Here is a 15,342-nt window from a genome sequence, read left to right as displayed (position 1 = left end):
GTATCAAAGCATGGCAACAATTAAAGTAAAACAGGTAAGAAGTGCTATTGGTAGGACTAAAACCCAAAAGAGAACTCTTGAAGCTTTAGGTTTAAAGAAATTACACCAAGTAGTAGAGCACGAAGCTACTCCTAATATCTTAGGAATGGTAGCAGCGGTTAGACATTTAGTAGAAGTTCAGGAAAACTAATCAAATTAATCAACATGAAGTTAAATAACATACAACCGGCTACAGGTTCTACACACAATTCCAAAAGAATTGGTAGAGGACAGGGAAGTGGAAAAGGTGGTACTTCTACCAAAGGACACAAGGGTCAGAAGGCCAGAGCCGGATACTCTCAGAAAATTGGATTTGAAGGGGGGCAAATGCCACTTCAAAGAAGATTGCCGAAGTTCGGTTTTAATAACATCAACAGAAAAGAATACAGAGGAATCAACCTTGACACCATTCAAAATCTAATTGACACAAAAGGTCTTTCAGGTGATATTACTAAGGAGGTGTTGGTAAAGAATGGACTGGCTTCTAAAAATGATATTGTGAAAATCATGGGTAGAGGAGAGCTTAAAGCGGGCGTATCCATTACTGCTGATAAATTCACGAAATCTGCTGAGGAACTTATTTCCAAAGCTGGAGGCAAAGCAATCACTCTTTAATCTTTTTATCAGAAATGAAAGAATTTATACAAACACTTAAAAACATTTGGAGTCTTAAGGAATTGCGGGAGAAAATCCTATTTACTTTAGGGTTAATCCTAGTGTATAGATTCGCATCTTATATTTCCCTACCGGCCATCAATATGGCAGAGGTAGGGAATCTTTTGGAAGTATACCAAAATCAAGGAGGTAGTAACCAGGGCGCAGGTTTGTTGGGACTACTTTCTTCATTTACGGGTGGTGCATTTAGCCGGGCCTCAATAATGGCTTTGGGTATCATGCCTTATATTTCTGCCTCCATTATCGTTCAGTTGATGGGGATGGCAATTCCGTATCTGCAGAAATTGCAGAAAGACGGACAGAGTGGAAGAAATACGCTTAATCAGATTACTCGGTGGTTAACCATTGCAGTATGTCTGGTGCAGGCTCCTTCTTATCTGACTTCCATTACGCAGATGTTCCTTCCTTATTCTCAATTCCAAAGTGCATATTACGTGGAGCCTAACTCCATCATGTTCTGGCTGCCAAGTATTGTGATACTTGTTGCTGGTTCGGTATTTGCCATGTGGCTTGGGGAAAAGATTACGGACAAAGGCATTGGTAACGGTATCTCTATTTTGATTATGGTAGGTATTCTTGCGGATCTTCCTTCTGCTTTCATGCAAGAGATTGCAACGCAGACAGGTGCTGGTGGCGCTGGAACTATCATGATTTTAATTGAGGTTCTATTTTGGATGCTGGTGGTTCTGTTAGGTATTATTCTTTCGGTAGCCGTAAGAAAGATTCCTATTCAGTACGTAAGCCGTGCTCAGGCTCGTGGGGGCGTGAACAAAAACCTAATGCAAGGTGCAAGACAGTGGATTCCACTTAAAGTGAATGCAGCTGGTGTAATGCCAATTATCTTTGCACAGGCTCTTATGTTCGTACCTGGGTTACTTACTAATTTGGATGAATCCAATACATTTTTGGCAGGATTCAAAAATGTTTTTAGCTGGCAGTACAATGTATTGTTTGCTTTTTTAATTATTGTATTTACATTCTTCTACACGGCAATAACAATTCCTGTGAATCAGATGGCGGACGACTTAAAACGCAACGGTGGTCTTATACCAAAAGTGCGTCCTGGGAAGGAAACCGCTGATTTTCTGGATGATATCTTATCTAAGATCACGTTGCCGGGTTCGATATTTTTAGCTATCTTTGCAGTCCTTCCGGCACTTGTGTACGGAACTCTCGTTCAGACAGATAGATTCGCCTTATTTTTCGGCGGAACATCTCTATTAATTATGGTAGGTGTTATTCTTGACACCATTCAGCAGATCAATACCTATTTGTTGAACCACCATTACGATGGGTTGATGCAGTCAAAATTGTCCCGAACGTCAAATATTTAACAGTTAATGGCTAAACAAAAACATATTGAACAGGATGGCGTGATAGTGGAGGCACTATCGAACGCCATGTTCCGTGTAGAGCTAGAAAATGGGCATATACTTATAGCCCATATTTCTGGTAAAATGCGAATGCATTATATTAAATTATTACCCGGAGACCGGGTAAAACTCGAAATGTCCCCTTACGATTTGTCCAAAGGGCGCATCACTTTTAGATATTAAAAAAAATTATAATGAAAGTTAGAGCATCGATTAAAAAAAGAAGTGCTGATTGCAAGATTGTCCGTCGTAAAGGCGTTCTGTTTGTAATCAACAAAAAGAACCCAAAATTTAAACAAAGACAAGGCTAAAATTAAATTATGGCGAGAATTTCAGGTATTGATTTACCAAAAAACAAAAGAGGAGTTATCGGTTTGACTTATATTTATGGAATCGGAAGAAGCACTGCTTCCCAAATCCTTAAGAATGCCGGTATTAGCGAAGACAAAAAAGTCAACGAATGGAATGACGATGAATTGGCTGCCATCAGAAACTTTATCACCGACAATATCAAGGTGGAAGGGGAACTGCGCTCTGAAGTTCAATTGAACATCAAGCGTCTGATGGACATAGGATGCCAACGAGGAATACGTCACAGACTTGGATTACCTTTAAGAGGCCAAAGAACGAAAAACAATTCTAGAACCCGTAAAGGAAGAAGAAAAACTGTTGCTAACAAGAAAAAGGCAAGTAAATAATCGTTAGAATTATGGCAAAGCAAACTAAAGTAGTTAAAAAAAGAAAAGTAAAAGTAGAGGCTATTGGAGAAGCACATATCCAAGCGTCTTTCAATAATATTATTATTTCTTTGACCAATAAAAACGGAGAAGTAATTTCTTGGTCGTCTGCCGGTAAAATGGGTTTCAGAGGATCTAAAAAGAATACTCCTTTCGCAGCACAGATGGCTGCGGAAAACTGTGCAGCAGTTGCGCATGAGGCGGGACTTCGCAGAGTTAAGGTTTATGTTAAAGGACCTGGGCAGGGAAGAGAATCTGCGATCAGAACCATTCACAACTCCGGAATCGAAGTTAGTGAAATCGTTGACGTGACTCCAATGCCGCACAACGGATGTAGACCACCAAAAAGAAGAAGAGTTTAATTTTTAGAATTTACCTATGGCTAGATATATTGGACCAAAGACTAAGATTGCCAGAAAGTTTGGTGCTGCAATCTTCGGAGACGACAAAAACTTCGAGAGAAGAAAAAACCAACCGCCAGGTCAACACGGACCTAACAAAAGAAGAGGCGCAAAAAAATCAGAATATGCCAACCAGCTTGCTGAGAAGCAGAAAGCTAAGTATACGTACGGTATCCTAGAGAAGCAATTTGCTAACCTTTTTGAGAAAGCATCCAGAGCAAGTGGTGTTACTGGTGAGATTCTACTTCAACTTTGCGAATCAAGACTTGACAATGTAGTGTACAGAGCAGGTTTTGCAAAGAGCAGAGCAGGTGCTAGACAACTAGTTTCCCACAGACACATTACAGTGAATGGGGAATTGGTTAACATCCCATCTTACCTATTGAAGGCAGGTGATGTAATTGCAATCAGAGAGAAATCCAAATCTCTTGAAGTAATTGCAGATTCACTGGCTTCAAAATCAACCTACGAGTGGCTACAGTACAACGACGAGAAAAGAGAATGTACTTTTGTAGCGGTTCCTGAGAGAATTCAGATCCCTGAAGATATCAAGGAACAATTCATCGTAGAGTTATACAACAAATAATAATTAAATCAATTTTTGCTCAACCCACAATATGGCAATTTTACAATTCATAAAACCCGATAAAGTAATTCTATTAAACTCAGACGACTATAAAGGTCAGTTTGAGTTCAGACCCCTAGAACCGGGTTTCGGACTTACCATCGGTAATGCTTTGAGAAGAGTATTATTATCTTCTCTAGAAGGATATGCTATTTCATCTATCAAAATTGAAGGTGTAGAGCACGAGTTTTCAACGATTCCTGGTGTAATCGAGGATGTGACTGAGATTATCTTGAACCTTAAGCAGTTACGTCTTAAAGCCAAAGGTGAAAACCCAGGTAGCGAGCAGGTGATTGCTAAGATATCAGGGCAGAATCAAGTTACAGCTGGCGATTTGGGGAATGCAATGAACGGTTTTGAGGTCCTTAATACTGATTTGGTAATTTGCAATATGACGCAGGACGTTACTTTTGAAATTACGTTAAATATTGAGCAAGGTAGAGGTTATGTTCCTTCCGAACAGAATAAATCAAACAATGCTCCTTTGGGAACAATTGCTATTGATTCGATCTTTACTCCGATCAAAAAAGTTCAGTATTCAATTGAAAACTACCGTGTAGAGCAAAAAACAGACTACGAAAAGCTTATACTAGATATTGAAACCGACGGCTCAATCACTCCTCAGAATGCTTTAACTGAAGCTTCTAAGATTTTGATTTACCACTTCATGTTGTTCTCTGACGAGCGTATTACGCTTGAAACTGAGGCAGTGAAGGCTTCTATTCAGTATGACGAAGAAACTCTTCACACAAGACAACTTCTTAAGAGCAAACTCTCGGACATGGATCTCTCTGTGAGAGCACTGAACTGTCTGAAAGCTGCAGAAGTGGAGACTCTTGGTGAACTAGTTTCCTACAGTAAGTCTGATTTAATGAAATTTAGAAATTTCGGTAAGAAATCATTAACAGAATTAGAAGAATTAGTGCATTCAAAAGGTCTTAACTTCGGTTTTGACGTTGCAAAGTATAAACTAGATGCTGATAAATAACAAACAATGAGACACGGTAAAAAATTTAATCACTTAGGAAGAACAGCGCCACACAGAAAGGCAATGCTTTCTAATATGGCTTGTTCTCTTATTGAGCATAAAAGAATCAACACCACTGTGGCAAAAGCCAAAGCACTTAGAGTGTATGTGGAACCTCTTTTAACAAAAGCAAAAGAAGATACAACTCACAATAGAAGAACAGTATTCTCCTACCTTCAAAGCAAGGAAGCGGTAACGGAACTTTTTAGAACCGTAGCACCTAAGATTGCAGAGAGAAACGGTGGATATACACGTATTATCAAAACAGGATTCCGTCCTGGTGATGCTGCGGATATGGCAATGATAGAACTTGTTGATTTCAATGAGATCTATAATCCAAACGCTGAGGAGAAGAAAACAACTAGAAGAAGTAGAAGAGGTGCTGCAAAGAAGGCGGAACCGGTAGCCACTATGCCAGTAGCAGAAACTACTGAGGAAGTAGCTCCTGAAACTTCGGAAGAATCAAACGATTCGACTCCATCAGAGGAAGAGAAAGCATAAACCAACAGGTTTTATTCTAAATTATAATTCCGCAAGTCCTTTGGATTTGCGGAATTTTTTTAATCCTGCCCCTGCGCTTTTTTAAGCTCAATGACGTTTGTCCCTTGGGTAATATAGAGCGAATCGCCCGTTTTTACAATTTCTATATCTCCTTCGCGATAAATATCCCGATCTCCTAGCTCCTGTGCTTTTGGTACCGTTAAAGTAAGTTGCGCACTTTTCACAGTGATAAGATCATTTGGTTCTGTGTCGGTAAATGTTACATTGGTGTTACTCCCGTCTATGGCTACATAACGGTACGTCTCAGTTTCCACTTCAGGAATCGTAGAGGTAATTGTGTCTGTTGTGGTGAGGGTAGAATCCGTCTGGTTACTCTTGGTTTCTTTTTGACACGATACAAGTGCAAGAGAAACGATGGATGTTACAAGAATTGATTTCATTTTTTTTATTTTAAATGTAAAACTATTTAAAATAAGAAAGCTAATATAATTCATAAGTAAAATTACAAGGTTGCTAAGTGATTGACCGCTAGAATTTGCCTAAATTTGTGGAGCAATAACAAGACACTAACTAAAACGACAAGCAATGAGTTACATTTCCTACATTGAAGCAAGACAGATTCTGGATTCACGTGGTAATCCAACGGTAGAAGTAGATGTATTTACTGAGAATGGATCGATGGGGCGCGCCGCCGTACCTTCAGGAGCATCCACCGGTGAACATGAAGCAGTAGAATTACGCGATAAGGGTCAAGAATACCTAGGAAGAGGTGTATTAAAGGCAGTAGAGAATGTGCGTGAGGTAATTGCTCCCGAGCTAATAGGGCTTCCGGTATTTGATCAGAATCTTATTGACCGGATAATGATTGATTTAGACGGAACATCAAATAAAGGTTCTTTAGGCGCAAATGCAATCTTGGGAGTATCGCTTGCGGCTGCTAAAGCAGCTGCTACGGAACTTCGCATGCCGCTTTATAAATATGTGGGCGGAGTAAATGCCAATACGCTTCCTGTTCCAATGATGAACGTTATCAATGGGGGATCCCATTCCGATGCGCCGATTGCCTTTCAAGAGTTTATGATAATGCCGGTAAAAGCAGAGTCTTTTTCACATGCTTTACGCAAGGGAACAGAGATTTTCCATCAGTTGAAGTCCATTCTTAAAGACCGTGGTCTTTCTACAGCAGTAGGAGATGAGGGAGGGTTTGCTCCTACTTTTGAGGGTACGGAAGATGCACTGGATACGTTAACGCGTGCAATTGAAAAAGCAGGATACAAACCAGGAGACGATATCATGTTTGCTTTAGATTGCGCTTCTTCGGAATTCTATAAGGATGGAAATTACGACTATAGAAAATTTGAAGGGGATAAAGGAGCATTCCGTAGCCGTGAGGAGCAGGTTTCCTACCTGGCAGAACTCGCATCCAAGTATCCAATTATCTCGATTGAAGACGGTATGCACGAAGACGATTGGGAAGGATGGAAAATGCTAACCGATAAAATTGGCGACCGTGTACAGCTTGTAGGGGATGATCTTTTCGTGACTAACGTTAATCGTCTGTCGCGAGGTATTGAAGAGGGTGTGGCCAATTCCATTTTGGTAAAAGTCAATCAGATTGGTTCACTTTCTGAGACTATGGCAGCAGTACAAATGGCTCAGCACAACCGATACACTTCAGTGATGTCCCACCGCTCAGGGGAGACTGAGGATGCTACAATAGCCGATTTGGCCGTTGCGATGAACTGTGGTCAAATCAAGACCGGTTCGGCTTCCAGATCCGACCGCATGGCCAAGTACAACCAACTACTTCGCATCGAGGAAGCACTTGGAGAAACAGCTGTGTTCCCAGGGCTAGATGCTTTTAAAATTAGAAGGTAATTTACACCTTTTTTAATATGCAAAACATCGGGAAATTCTCCCGATGTTTTTTTTATAAATATTTGATTATAAGCCACGTATATCAGTAGTGTAGCGAGATAGGCATTTAAAGCAGCGTTCTAATTAGCCGTATAGATAAAATTAATGAATATCCTATGGCGCCAAGTTGATTGTTCGGGCGTTTTTGCGTAATTTTAGGGCAAAATATACTACACATGTCAGAGAACAAAGTTATATTAAATTATGATGGAAAATCCTTTGAATATCCAGTGGTAGAAAGTACCATTGGGGACAGAGGAATTGATATTTCGAAATTGCGTGACGAGACGGGATTAATCACTTTAGATCTAGGGTATAAAAATACCGGAGCCACCCTAAGTGAGATCACTTATTTGGATGGAGATAAAGGCGAGCTGTACTACCGAGGATATCCAATTGAACAGATAGCTGAGAAGTCCAACTTTACTGAAGTAATGTATCTTCTCTTGTATGGGGAGCTTCCGACGCAGAACCAATTTCAGGGTTTTGAAGCCAACATAAAAAAATACAATTATGTTGCAGAGGAAATGAAAAAGATCATTGATGCCTTTCCTCGTTCAGCGCATCCAATGGGTGTGCTTTCCTCACTGACCTCAGCGCTGACCGCATTCAATCCTAAAGCGGTAGATGTCCGCTCTAAAGAAGACTTGGATCATGCTGCGGAGATGCTAATTGCTAAGTTCGCACATCTATGTGCATGGACGTACAGAAAGACTCAAGGCTTTTCTCTTAACCATGCAGACAATAACTTAAATTATGTAGAGAATTTCTACAAAATGACCTTCCGTATGCCTAACCAGGATTTTGATATGAATCCTGTAGTAGTTAATGCGCTAGATAAATTGTTAATTCTTCATGCAGACCACGAACAGAACTGTTCAACCTCGACCGTAAGAATGGTTGGATCAGCGCATACGGGACTTTTTGCATCTATCTCTGCGGGGGTGTCGGCTCTTTGGGGACCGCTCCATGGCGGTGCGAACCAAGCGGTTATTGAAATGCTTGAGATGATCGAAGCGGACGGAGGAGATGTTGCGAAATATGTAGAGAAAGCCAAAAATAAGGAAGATAACTTCCGATTGATGGGCTTTGGTCACAGAGTATACAAGAACTTTGATCCGAGAGCTAAAATCATCAAGAAGGCGGCTGATGATATTCTAAATTCCTTAGGAATTCACGACAAGGCTCTGGACATAGCAATGCAGTTGGAAAAAGTTGCTCTTGAAGACGAGTATTTCGTAGAGAGAAAGCTCTATCCAAATGTGGATTTCTATTCTGGTATCATTTACCGGGCTTTAGGAATTCCTACCGAAATGTTCACTGTTATGTTTGCTCTTGGTAGACTGCCAGGTTGGATTTCTCAGTGGAAAGAGATGCGCCTCATGGGTGATCCAATTGGTAGACCTCGACAAGTCTACAAAGGATCCGAAAAGAGGGATTATGTAGATATGAATCTAAGATAAGATAATACAGTCTCATATATATATTCCTGCGCCGGCAATGGCGCAGGATTTTTTATGTCTTTAGGCGTTAAAGAGGATAAAGTGCGGGGACTTTTTTCTTCACCTTCTAATCTGTATATTTGCTTGAATGCTGAATGTATGAAACTCAATATACCCAACGAAACCGCACGACTCAAATCCGTAGTATTAGGCCAGCCACTTTCTATGGGAGGAACTCCCACGCTTGAGGAGAGTTACGATGCCAAGTCGTACCACTCTATCTCTAAGGGAATCTACCCTAAGGAAAGTGATATTGTTTTGGAAATGCAATCCTTCGAGCAGGTTCTCCTAAAACATAATGTGGAGGTTCTTCGCCCGGATGTCATTGAGGATTACAATCAAGTATTTGCACGTGACGTAGCTTTTGTGATAGACGACAAGATGATCATTTCCAATGTAATTGCAGACCGCGCCGATGAGCAGGATGCCTATAGGAATATCTTTGAAAAGGTAAAATGGCGCGATATAATCAACCTACCTGAGACCGCACACATTGAGGGAGGTGATGTAATTGTATGGGACGATTTTCTATTTATAGGGACCTGTTTTTCGCAGGATTACCGAAACTACAAGACGGCACGCACCAACGAATACGCCATAGAGATTCTTAAAGAATATTTCCCAAAGAAGAGAATTATCGATCTGGAGCTTAAGAAGAACGACACCATTCCCTACGAGGGCATACTTCATCTGGACTGTACATTTAATCCAGTCGGAAAAGATAAATGCATAATTTATAAAGGAGGCTTTGTGGATGAAAGTGATTACCGTCTTTTGATAGATATCTTTGGTGAGGAAAACTGTTTCCACGTGACGGACCAGGAAATGTTTGAGATGTTTCCCAATGTCTTTTCCATTTCCCCGGAGGTGGTGGTCTCGGATAAAACTTTTACCAGGATGAATAATTTCCTTCGTGAAGAGTGGGGAATGGTTGTAGAAGAAGTACCTTACCGTGAAATTTCCAAGATGGGAGGGCTCCTACGCTGTTCTACCATGCCGCTGGTCAGGGAATGATTATAAAAGCATGCGCAATCTCTTGATTTCTTCCCCGCTGGCAAACGATTCGTAATCCAAAATGGCGGAAGAGTGGTAGGATCCGGCGCCTGTAGTATTTTGCAATTCTACGATATTCTCTGAGCGAACGTTTCCTCCCACTATGATCTCGATTTTCTCTGAGTACTTATGTACCAGTTGAGCTAGGGTCTGCGCTCCCTCCAGCGCGGTGTGTTTACCTCCTGAGGTAAGTACGCTTTGAAATCCAAGAGAAACCAATTGCTCTATACTTTTTTCTAAATCACTTGTCTGGTCAACTGCCCGGTGGAATGTACAGGGAAGACCTGCAGCAAGATCCAGCAGTTTGGCGCAGTGCGCCGCATCAATTTCGTTATGGGGAGTAAGAATTCCAAAGACAAATCCATCCGCACCGGCCTGCTTGAAGGAAAGTAGATCCCGTTGCATTAATTCCAGTTCCAGATCCGTATACAAAAAAGTACCCGCACTGGGCCGAATCATGACATAGATCGGTTTGGAGTATTTGCCTCTTAAATATTTAAACTCTTCCAGGGAAGGTGTTAGACCACCGTTTTGGCGGTCCTGGCACAGTTCAATTCTGTCTGCCAGAGAGCTCAGTGCAATTTCTGCAGAAAGAAAATCAAAGCAAGCTATTTCCAGTATCTTTTTCATCATTTAAGGGCATGAGGGGCGGTGCGCAGTATTTCTTCTTTATCGCTTTTCACGGCGTAGGTAAATCCAGTCTGCAAACTATAAGCGCCGTAGTGCCCTGCTTTACTTATTGCTATAAAACCTATCTGCGTGTCTGTAATTGATCGCTTTTCACGGCGGAAATTCTCCTCGATGCGTCGGATAGCTTCTTTGCATGCCTGTTCGGGGGTATAACCCTGTCGCATAAGCTCTACTACTAAAAAGGAACCTACCGTCCGCATGATTTCTTCACCATGGCCGGTGGCAGTTGCAGCGCCAATGCTATTATCCACATAGAGGCCTGCACCTATTATGGGAGAATCTCCTACCCTGCCTTTCATTTTATATGCCATACCGGAGGTGCTGCAACCTCCGGAGAGATTGCCTTTTGTGTCCAGTGCAATCATCCCTATGGTGTCGTGGTTTTCTATGTTCACCTTAGGCACGTACTTGCTGGTTTGTTTCCAATCTGCCCATTCCCTTGCGCTCTGCTCGGTGAGCAGATCTTCCTTTATAAAGCCTTGAGAGAATGCAAATTCTAATGCTCCTTCACCTACCAGCATAGTGTGCGGTGTGTGCTCCATAACTCTGCGTGCCACCGAAATGGGGTTTTTTATGTGTTCCAGATTCGCAACTGATCCGATCCCTGACCTTTCATCCATGATGCAGGCGTCTAAACTTACTCGGCCTTCTCGGTCCGGCCGGCCACCTAGTCCTACACTTCGTTCGTTGGGATCGTTTTCCACGTAGTTGATACCACTCTCTATCGCATCCAAGCTGGAGCCCCCACTTGAGATAATTTTCCAAGCATGCGCATTAGCTTGTAAGCCAAAATCCCAGGTCGATAGAACCAAGGGAGCACCTCCTTTTGCAGAACCCAAAGTTCGGCTAGATTTAAAAGAGGGAAGAAGTAATCCCGCCGCTCCTAAAGAAGCGGTCTTCAAGAATTTACGTCTGCTGTTCGGAGTGAATTTCATCAATCTAAATTACAATATTTTAATCCGGTGGCAATGTGGTGGAGTGGGTAATAAATACTATTTTTGTTTAAATCCCATTTTAATGCAAAGTACAGATACTCTTTTGATGATCCAACCCGTCGCATTTGGCTATAACAGCCAAACAGCAGAAAACAACTACTTTCAGGTCAATTCGCAGAACGAGGACACGCAGATAAAGGCGTTGGAGGAATTTGATCGGTTTGTTTCTAAGCTAAGGCAAAAAGGGATCAAGGTCATAAATGTGCAGGACACGCTTTCTCCGCATACACCCGATTCCATCTTTCCCAATAATTGGATCAGTTTCCATTCAAACGGCGACGTATTTTTATATCCTATGTTCGCACCCAATCGGCGGGACGAGCGCAGAATGGATATTATTGAAAAGATTAAGGCAGAGGGTTTTGAAGTAAAGGAAATCATTGACTTGTCGCAGCATGAAAAGGAGCAGCGTTTCCTAGAAGGAACCGGGAGTATGATCTTCGATCATGAGAACCGGATAGCTTATGGTTCGGTTTCTCTGCGACTGGACGAGACGCTTTTTAGATCGTTCTGCGCGCAGTACAATTACACTCCGGTAGTCTTTCATAGCTACCAATCCCAAGGAACAGAGCGCCTGCCAATTTACCACACTAATGTGATGATGTGCGTGGCAAGTGATTTTGTGGTCATTTGTCTTGATGCGATTGACAATGAAATGGAGCGCGAAAAAGTGCAGGAAGTAATCAAATCTACTGGTAAGTATATTGTGGAGATTTCAGAAGACCAGATGCAACAGTTTGCTGGGAATATGCTCGAGGTTCGTAACCGTGAGGGGCAGAAATTTCTAGTGATGAGTGAATCTGCATTTAAGAGCCTGAACCAAAAGCAATTGGATTTGATTGAGAAGCATAATGAGATAATTTACAGCGATCTGCAAACCATTGAGACTAATGGAGGAGGCAGCGCCCGCTGCATGCTTGCCGAAGTGTTTCTTCCCCGGATTCAATAAATCAGTAAGGGCCAGAGTTCAATTTGAATCCGGCCCTTTACCTTCTGTATAACAACTGTTTAGTTGGTTCTGGATTTGATGTCTTTATTGGCTTCGTTTATCGAGCGAATTTTCTTTACGCTCTTATTACCAAAGTTGTATGTTAAAGAGAACTCTACACTTTGCGAGTAATTGTTATTTCGTACCGTATTATAGTTTCCGTTGCTTTGCGTGTCTTTAAGTCTAAGGATATGGGTTCTAAATACATCTCTAAATTGGAGGTTAAAGGTCCAGTCGTTCCATATTTTTTTTACGGAAAGATCCAGGCTGGACAACGGGCTTAATGTGCCCAGATTAATGATTTGTTCTCCTATATAGAAAAAGTTCACACCCATAAACCAGTCTTTGTTCTTGCTTAACCTTAGGTTGTTGTTGGATTGTATAAAGAGCGAGCTTGTACTGGAATCAATAGTATAAGGCTCAAACTCGTCTCCAGTCAAAGGATCTTTGGAGAGGCTTCCCTTCACGGTGTTAAATTGTACACCGACCGAGGTATTTGTAGTGAGAACACCATTAAAGAAATTCTTTTGCATACCAGCGGATAGTCCGAGTTCCTGCTTGTCTCCGAAATTGGTACGGATGTATCGTAATTCCTGTCCGTTCTGTAGAGGGACTTGTGCATTATCATCCTTAGCAAGTGTGTGGGACGCTATAAGGAAATAGGATTGCTTCAGCATGTAGGTGAGTTCACTGTTATACACGGCAGAAGCCTTCACGAATGGATTATTCTGTACGTAGTTGGTCGAGGTCAAATACATACGTACTGGATTTATTTCCCAAAAAGAAGGTCTTCGAACACGTGAGGAGAAAGCATACGAAAGGGAGCTTGCACCCGATAAATTCGCATTTACGCTTAGATAAGGAAGAACATTAGTATAATTTCTCTTGATAGTCTCTCCAGTGTCCAGAACGTTGCCTTCGGAGGAGGTGTTTTCCACACGTACTCCTACTTTACCTGAGAACTTATCGGAGAATTTCTTTTCTGCTGTAACATAAAGTCCTGAAAGTCTCTCGTCGTAGGTAAAATGATTGGATTGATTGCCATCTTTTTCGAAGCTGCCCGTAGCGCTGTTGAGGGCCTCGAAGTAGGTGTCGTTATCTGTTTTGGTAAAAGACAGGTTTGCTCCGGTGGAGAGGGTTAGGTCTTTGTCAAACTTCTTTATATAGTCGCCCGTGAAAGCGTAGTTGTTAATGATTTGGGGAGTCCTTTGATTAAATACGGCCTGAGTGCCCAGCTTATCCTGCAGCGCGCTAGATAAAAATGTGGTATTGGTGCTGCGCTGAAAGCGGCGGAAATTTAAGTAGGCTGCATTGAGGTTGAGCTTACTGCCTTTATCATCTGTTTTGGCCTCGTAATTCAGGTTTGCTGAGTTGTTATAAGAACGGGAATTTTCATCCAGCTCCGTAATGCTGTATGCTAAAGAACCAGCGCGCTGTGAAGTGTTAAATAGACTGGAATAGCTGCCGTAACTTTTGTTAGCATGGGCATTGTAGCTCAAGGCCAGATTCTGGTTCTCGTTTATTTCGTAGTCCATATTGAGATATCCTCCCACATTAAGATTGGGATCTACAATAGGACCTACTGAGGTGTTGCTGCTGGAGGAGGTTCCGTTGGTTAGTATATAATGCTGCGAATTGGTCCAGTCGGAACTATTCAGGCTGGCAGAAATGCCCACCCGGTTTTTGCGGTAGTTGATGCTGCCGGCTGCACTTTGGCGGTTACGAATATTTTGGTTATTATTCATTCTAAGATTTCCATTAACCCCATCGTCCAACTTTTTCTTTAAAATGATATTTATTACTCCGTCCGAGGCCTCTACATTGAATTCACTCCCGGGAAGGGTAATGACTTCAATTTTGCTTATATTCTCCGCAGGCATATTTTTAAGCATTTCCAGTACTGCTTCTTCGTTCATATTGCTTTTGCGGCCATTGATGTAGATCACTGCTTTGGACTTACCCAATATCTTGAGTGATTTGTCATCGGTGGAGCTCACCAGAGGAGTTTCCTTTAGAAGCGAAAATGCAGTATTGCCTTTAGCAACTGGAGAGGCCGCGACATCGTATACAAATCGATCCGACTTTTTGCTAAATACTTTTTTAGTCATTGTAACCTCTTTGATTTCATGCACCTTGTTTGAATCTTCAAGTTTTTCCTGTGCGGTAGCAAACGTAAAGGCAAGCAAGAAAATGGGTAGAACAGCTGTTTTCATAGGTTTGTTTTTTTTAGGGACCAGAGGATGGTTATTAGTTTTTTGTAGCTTTTAGTTTTTGACTCTGGCTTATGTGTTTTGTATGGTTATTTACAATGCAAAGATATATTAATATTTTAGTATTATGCAATACAAAGTAGTGAAGAAAAATTAATTTAGTTTGTAACGCATTGATATTGAGATACAAAAAATTTTACCCTAGTTCAAGTACTATGGTATACACAACTTGGCAAGGGTATTCATTACATCGAAAAGTAGAGATTATTCCCGGTCGTGACGGGCCAGTTTTTTGTCAATCCAAATAGTGGCAAAGGGAAAAAATGCAGCCAGGAGAGCAAAGACAAAGTCCTCGTCGTCCCACTGGTAGATTTTTCGAGCTGGAAGCGACAGTAGTAGATAGAGTGAAAAGAAAAGTCCGTGGAGATTTCCTACCACGATGATAAATATAAGAGCAAAGTCTTCTTCTGGGTAGTAGCGCTTCAATGGCATGGCTACCAGATACAGAAAAAAGCAGGTCCAGGCCTCAATAATACATACCTGTTTGAACCATTTTATGATTTTCTCCTGCCCGAATTTATCGATAAGAATTGCGGATAGTTTTTCCAT

19 protein-coding genes are annotated in these 15,342 nt (G+C 41.6%); 14 read left to right on the top strand and 5 right to left on the bottom strand.

Features of this window, described 5'->3' with window-relative positions; translation table 11 throughout:
• Positions 1 to 10: 10 nt before the first annotated feature.
• Genes rpmD through rplQ form a run of 10 tightly spaced genes read left to right on the top strand, consistent with a single transcriptional unit; the run spans position 11 to position 5,378 of the window.
• The gene (gene rpmD, locus IC612_RS03085) at positions 11 to 190 is read left to right on the top strand and encodes a 50S ribosomal protein L30 (protein ID WP_194738714.1); all 180 of its coding nucleotides are present in this window, start codon (positions 11 to 13) and stop codon (positions 188 to 190) included.
• 14 nt (positions 191 to 204) lie between these two features.
• Positions 205 to 654: a 50S ribosomal protein L15 gene (gene rplO / locus IC612_RS03080; RefSeq protein WP_194738713.1), complete on the top strand. Its 450-nt coding sequence runs from the start codon at positions 205 to 207 to the stop codon at positions 652 to 654.
• Positions 655 to 668: 14 nt separating this feature from the next.
• Positions 669 to 2,048, top strand: coding sequence for a preprotein translocase subunit SecY (gene secY / locus IC612_RS03075; protein WP_194738712.1), 1,380 nt, complete (start codon positions 669 to 671; stop codon positions 2,046 to 2,048).
• 6 nt (positions 2,049 to 2,054) lie between these two features.
• Positions 2,055 to 2,270, top strand: a complete 216-nt coding sequence (gene infA, locus IC612_RS03070) for a translation initiation factor IF-1 (protein WP_194738711.1) — start codon at positions 2,055 to 2,057, stop codon at positions 2,268 to 2,270.
• A gap of 11 nt (positions 2,271 to 2,281) precedes the next feature.
• On the top strand, positions 2,282 to 2,398 hold the full coding sequence (rpmJ, locus tag IC612_RS03065) for a 50S ribosomal protein L36 (protein WP_007839480.1): 117 nt from the start codon (positions 2,282 to 2,284) through the stop codon (positions 2,396 to 2,398).
• Between the two features lie 9 nt (positions 2,399 to 2,407).
• On the top strand, positions 2,408 to 2,785 hold the full coding sequence (gene rpsM / locus IC612_RS03060) for a 30S ribosomal protein S13 (protein WP_194738710.1): 378 nt from the start codon (positions 2,408 to 2,410) through the stop codon (positions 2,783 to 2,785).
• An 11-nt stretch (positions 2,786 to 2,796) separates the two neighbouring features.
• On the top strand, positions 2,797 to 3,186 hold the full coding sequence (gene rpsK / locus IC612_RS03055) for a 30S ribosomal protein S11 (RefSeq protein WP_194738709.1): 390 nt from the start codon (positions 2,797 to 2,799) through the stop codon (positions 3,184 to 3,186).
• 16 nt (positions 3,187 to 3,202) lie between these two features.
• The gene (rpsD, locus tag IC612_RS03050; protein ID WP_194738708.1) at positions 3,203 to 3,811 is read left to right on the top strand and encodes a 30S ribosomal protein S4; all 609 of its coding nucleotides are present in this window, start codon (positions 3,203 to 3,205) and stop codon (positions 3,809 to 3,811) included.
• A gap of 31 nt (positions 3,812 to 3,842) precedes the next feature.
• Positions 3,843 to 4,838, top strand: coding sequence for a DNA-directed RNA polymerase subunit alpha (locus tag IC612_RS03045; protein WP_194738707.1), 996 nt, complete (start codon positions 3,843 to 3,845; stop codon positions 4,836 to 4,838).
• A gap of 6 nt (positions 4,839 to 4,844) precedes the next feature.
• A complete protein-coding gene (rplQ, locus tag IC612_RS03040; RefSeq protein WP_194738706.1) occupies positions 4,845 to 5,378 on the top strand; it encodes a 50S ribosomal protein L17 in 534 nt (177 codons plus the stop codon).
• A 59-nt stretch (positions 5,379 to 5,437) separates the two neighbouring features.
• On the opposite strand, the gene IC612_RS03035 is transcribed toward rplQ, so the two are convergent.
• Positions 5,438 to 5,818, bottom strand: a complete 381-nt coding sequence (locus IC612_RS03035) for a hypothetical protein (protein WP_194738705.1) — start codon at positions 5,816 to 5,818, stop codon at positions 5,438 to 5,440.
• A gap of 145 nt (positions 5,819 to 5,963) precedes the next feature.
• On the opposite strand from IC612_RS03035, the gene eno reads away from it, so the two are divergent.
• The 3 genes from eno (at position 5,964) to IC612_RS03020 (ending at position 9,811) form a co-directional block, all read left to right on the top strand.
• Complete coding sequence (gene eno, locus IC612_RS03030) at positions 5,964 to 7,256, top strand: phosphopyruvate hydratase (protein ID WP_194738704.1); 1,293 nt, start codon at positions 5,964 to 5,966, stop codon at positions 7,254 to 7,256.
• Positions 7,257 to 7,471: 215 nt separating this feature from the next.
• Positions 7,472 to 8,758, top strand: coding sequence for a citrate synthase (locus IC612_RS03025; RefSeq protein ID WP_194738703.1), 1,287 nt, complete (start codon positions 7,472 to 7,474; stop codon positions 8,756 to 8,758).
• 138 nt (positions 8,759 to 8,896) lie between these two features.
• On the top strand, positions 8,897 to 9,811 hold the full coding sequence (locus tag IC612_RS03020; RefSeq protein WP_194738702.1) for a dimethylarginine dimethylaminohydrolase family protein: 915 nt from the start codon (positions 8,897 to 8,899) through the stop codon (positions 9,809 to 9,811).
• On the opposite strand, the gene IC612_RS03015 is transcribed toward IC612_RS03020, so the two are convergent.
• Together IC612_RS03015 and IC612_RS03010 are read right to left on the bottom strand one after the other, a co-directional pair.
• Positions 9,812 to 10,480, bottom strand: coding sequence for a copper homeostasis protein CutC (locus IC612_RS03015; protein ID WP_194738701.1), 669 nt, complete (start codon positions 10,478 to 10,480; stop codon positions 9,812 to 9,814).
• Positions 10,480 to 11,475, bottom strand: coding sequence for a N(4)-(beta-N-acetylglucosaminyl)-L-asparaginase (locus IC612_RS03010; RefSeq protein ID WP_194738700.1), 996 nt, complete (start codon positions 11,473 to 11,475; stop codon positions 10,480 to 10,482). Before IC612_RS03010 ends, IC612_RS03015 begins: the two co-directional genes overlap by 1 nt.
• 82 nt (positions 11,476 to 11,557) lie before the next feature.
• Here IC612_RS03010 and ctlX point away from each other — a divergent pair, with 82 nt between their 5' ends.
• The gene (gene ctlX / locus IC612_RS03005) at positions 11,558 to 12,484 is read left to right on the top strand and encodes a citrulline utilization hydrolase CtlX (protein ID WP_194738699.1); all 927 of its coding nucleotides are present in this window, start codon (positions 11,558 to 11,560) and stop codon (positions 12,482 to 12,484) included.
• Positions 12,485 to 12,543: 59 nt separating this feature from the next.
• On the opposite strand, the gene IC612_RS03000 is transcribed toward ctlX, so the two are convergent.
• Complete coding sequence (locus tag IC612_RS03000) at positions 12,544 to 14,736, bottom strand: outer membrane beta-barrel family protein (protein WP_194738698.1); 2,193 nt, start codon at positions 14,734 to 14,736, stop codon at positions 12,544 to 12,546.
• A 261-nt stretch (positions 14,737 to 14,997) separates the two neighbouring features.
• A complete protein-coding gene (locus IC612_RS02995) occupies positions 14,998 to 15,342 on the bottom strand; it encodes a DUF3817 domain-containing protein (protein ID WP_194738697.1) in 345 nt (114 codons plus the stop codon).

Source organism: Planobacterium oryzisoli (genome assembly GCF_015354315.1).
Taxonomy (GTDB): domain Bacteria; phylum Bacteroidota; class Bacteroidia; order Flavobacteriales; family Weeksellaceae; genus Planobacterium_A; species Planobacterium_A oryzisoli.
Note: the sequence above shows the minus strand (reverse complement) of the source record. Positions and strands in the feature narration are given on the sequence as shown.

Excerpts from the sequence above, each read along its gene's own strand:
- IC612_RS03035 (WP_194738705.1), bottom strand. The coding sequence starts at position 5,818 with ATGAAATCAATTCTTGTAACATCCATCGTTTCTCTTGCACTTGTATCG.
- rpmJ (WP_007839480.1), top strand. The coding sequence starts at position 2,282 with ATGAAAGTTAGAGCATCGATTAAAAAAAGAAGTGCTGATTGCAAGATT.
- rplO (WP_194738713.1), top strand. The coding sequence starts at position 205 with ATGAAGTTAAATAACATACAACCGGCTACAGGTTCTACACACAATTCC.
- secY (WP_194738712.1), top strand. The coding sequence starts at position 669 with ATGAAAGAATTTATACAAACACTTAAAAACATTTGGAGTCTTAAGGAA.
- IC612_RS03045 (WP_194738707.1), top strand. The coding sequence starts at position 3,843 with ATGGCAATTTTACAATTCATAAAACCCGATAAAGTAATTCTATTAAAC.
- rpsM (WP_194738710.1), top strand. The coding sequence starts at position 2,408 with ATGGCGAGAATTTCAGGTATTGATTTACCAAAAAACAAAAGAGGAGTT.
- rplQ (WP_194738706.1), top strand. The coding sequence starts at position 4,845 with ATGAGACACGGTAAAAAATTTAATCACTTAGGAAGAACAGCGCCACAC.
- IC612_RS03025 (WP_194738703.1), top strand. The coding sequence starts at position 7,472 with ATGTCAGAGAACAAAGTTATATTAAATTATGATGGAAAATCCTTTGAA.
- IC612_RS03000 (WP_194738698.1), bottom strand. The coding sequence starts at position 14,736 with ATGAAAACAGCTGTTCTACCCATTTTCTTGCTTGCCTTTACGTTTGCT.
- eno (WP_194738704.1), top strand. The coding sequence starts at position 5,964 with ATGAGTTACATTTCCTACATTGAAGCAAGACAGATTCTGGATTCACGT.
- ctlX (WP_194738699.1), top strand. The coding sequence starts at position 11,558 with ATGCAAAGTACAGATACTCTTTTGATGATCCAACCCGTCGCATTTGGC.
- IC612_RS03010 (WP_194738700.1), bottom strand. The coding sequence starts at position 11,475 with ATGAAATTCACTCCGAACAGCAGACGTAAATTCTTGAAGACCGCTTCT.
- infA (WP_194738711.1), top strand. The coding sequence starts at position 2,055 with ATGGCTAAACAAAAACATATTGAACAGGATGGCGTGATAGTGGAGGCA.
- IC612_RS02995 (WP_194738697.1), bottom strand. The coding sequence starts at position 15,342 with ATGGAAAAACTATCCGCAATTCTTATCGATAAATTCGGGCAGGAGAAA.
- IC612_RS03020 (WP_194738702.1), top strand. The coding sequence starts at position 8,897 with ATGAAACTCAATATACCCAACGAAACCGCACGACTCAAATCCGTAGTA.
- IC612_RS03015 (WP_194738701.1), bottom strand. The coding sequence starts at position 10,480 with ATGAAAAAGATACTGGAAATAGCTTGCTTTGATTTTCTTTCTGCAGAA.
- rpsD (WP_194738708.1), top strand. The coding sequence starts at position 3,203 with ATGGCTAGATATATTGGACCAAAGACTAAGATTGCCAGAAAGTTTGGT.
- rpsK (WP_194738709.1), top strand. The coding sequence starts at position 2,797 with ATGGCAAAGCAAACTAAAGTAGTTAAAAAAAGAAAAGTAAAAGTAGAG.
- rpmD (WP_194738714.1), top strand. The coding sequence starts at position 11 with ATGGCAACAATTAAAGTAAAACAGGTAAGAAGTGCTATTGGTAGGACT.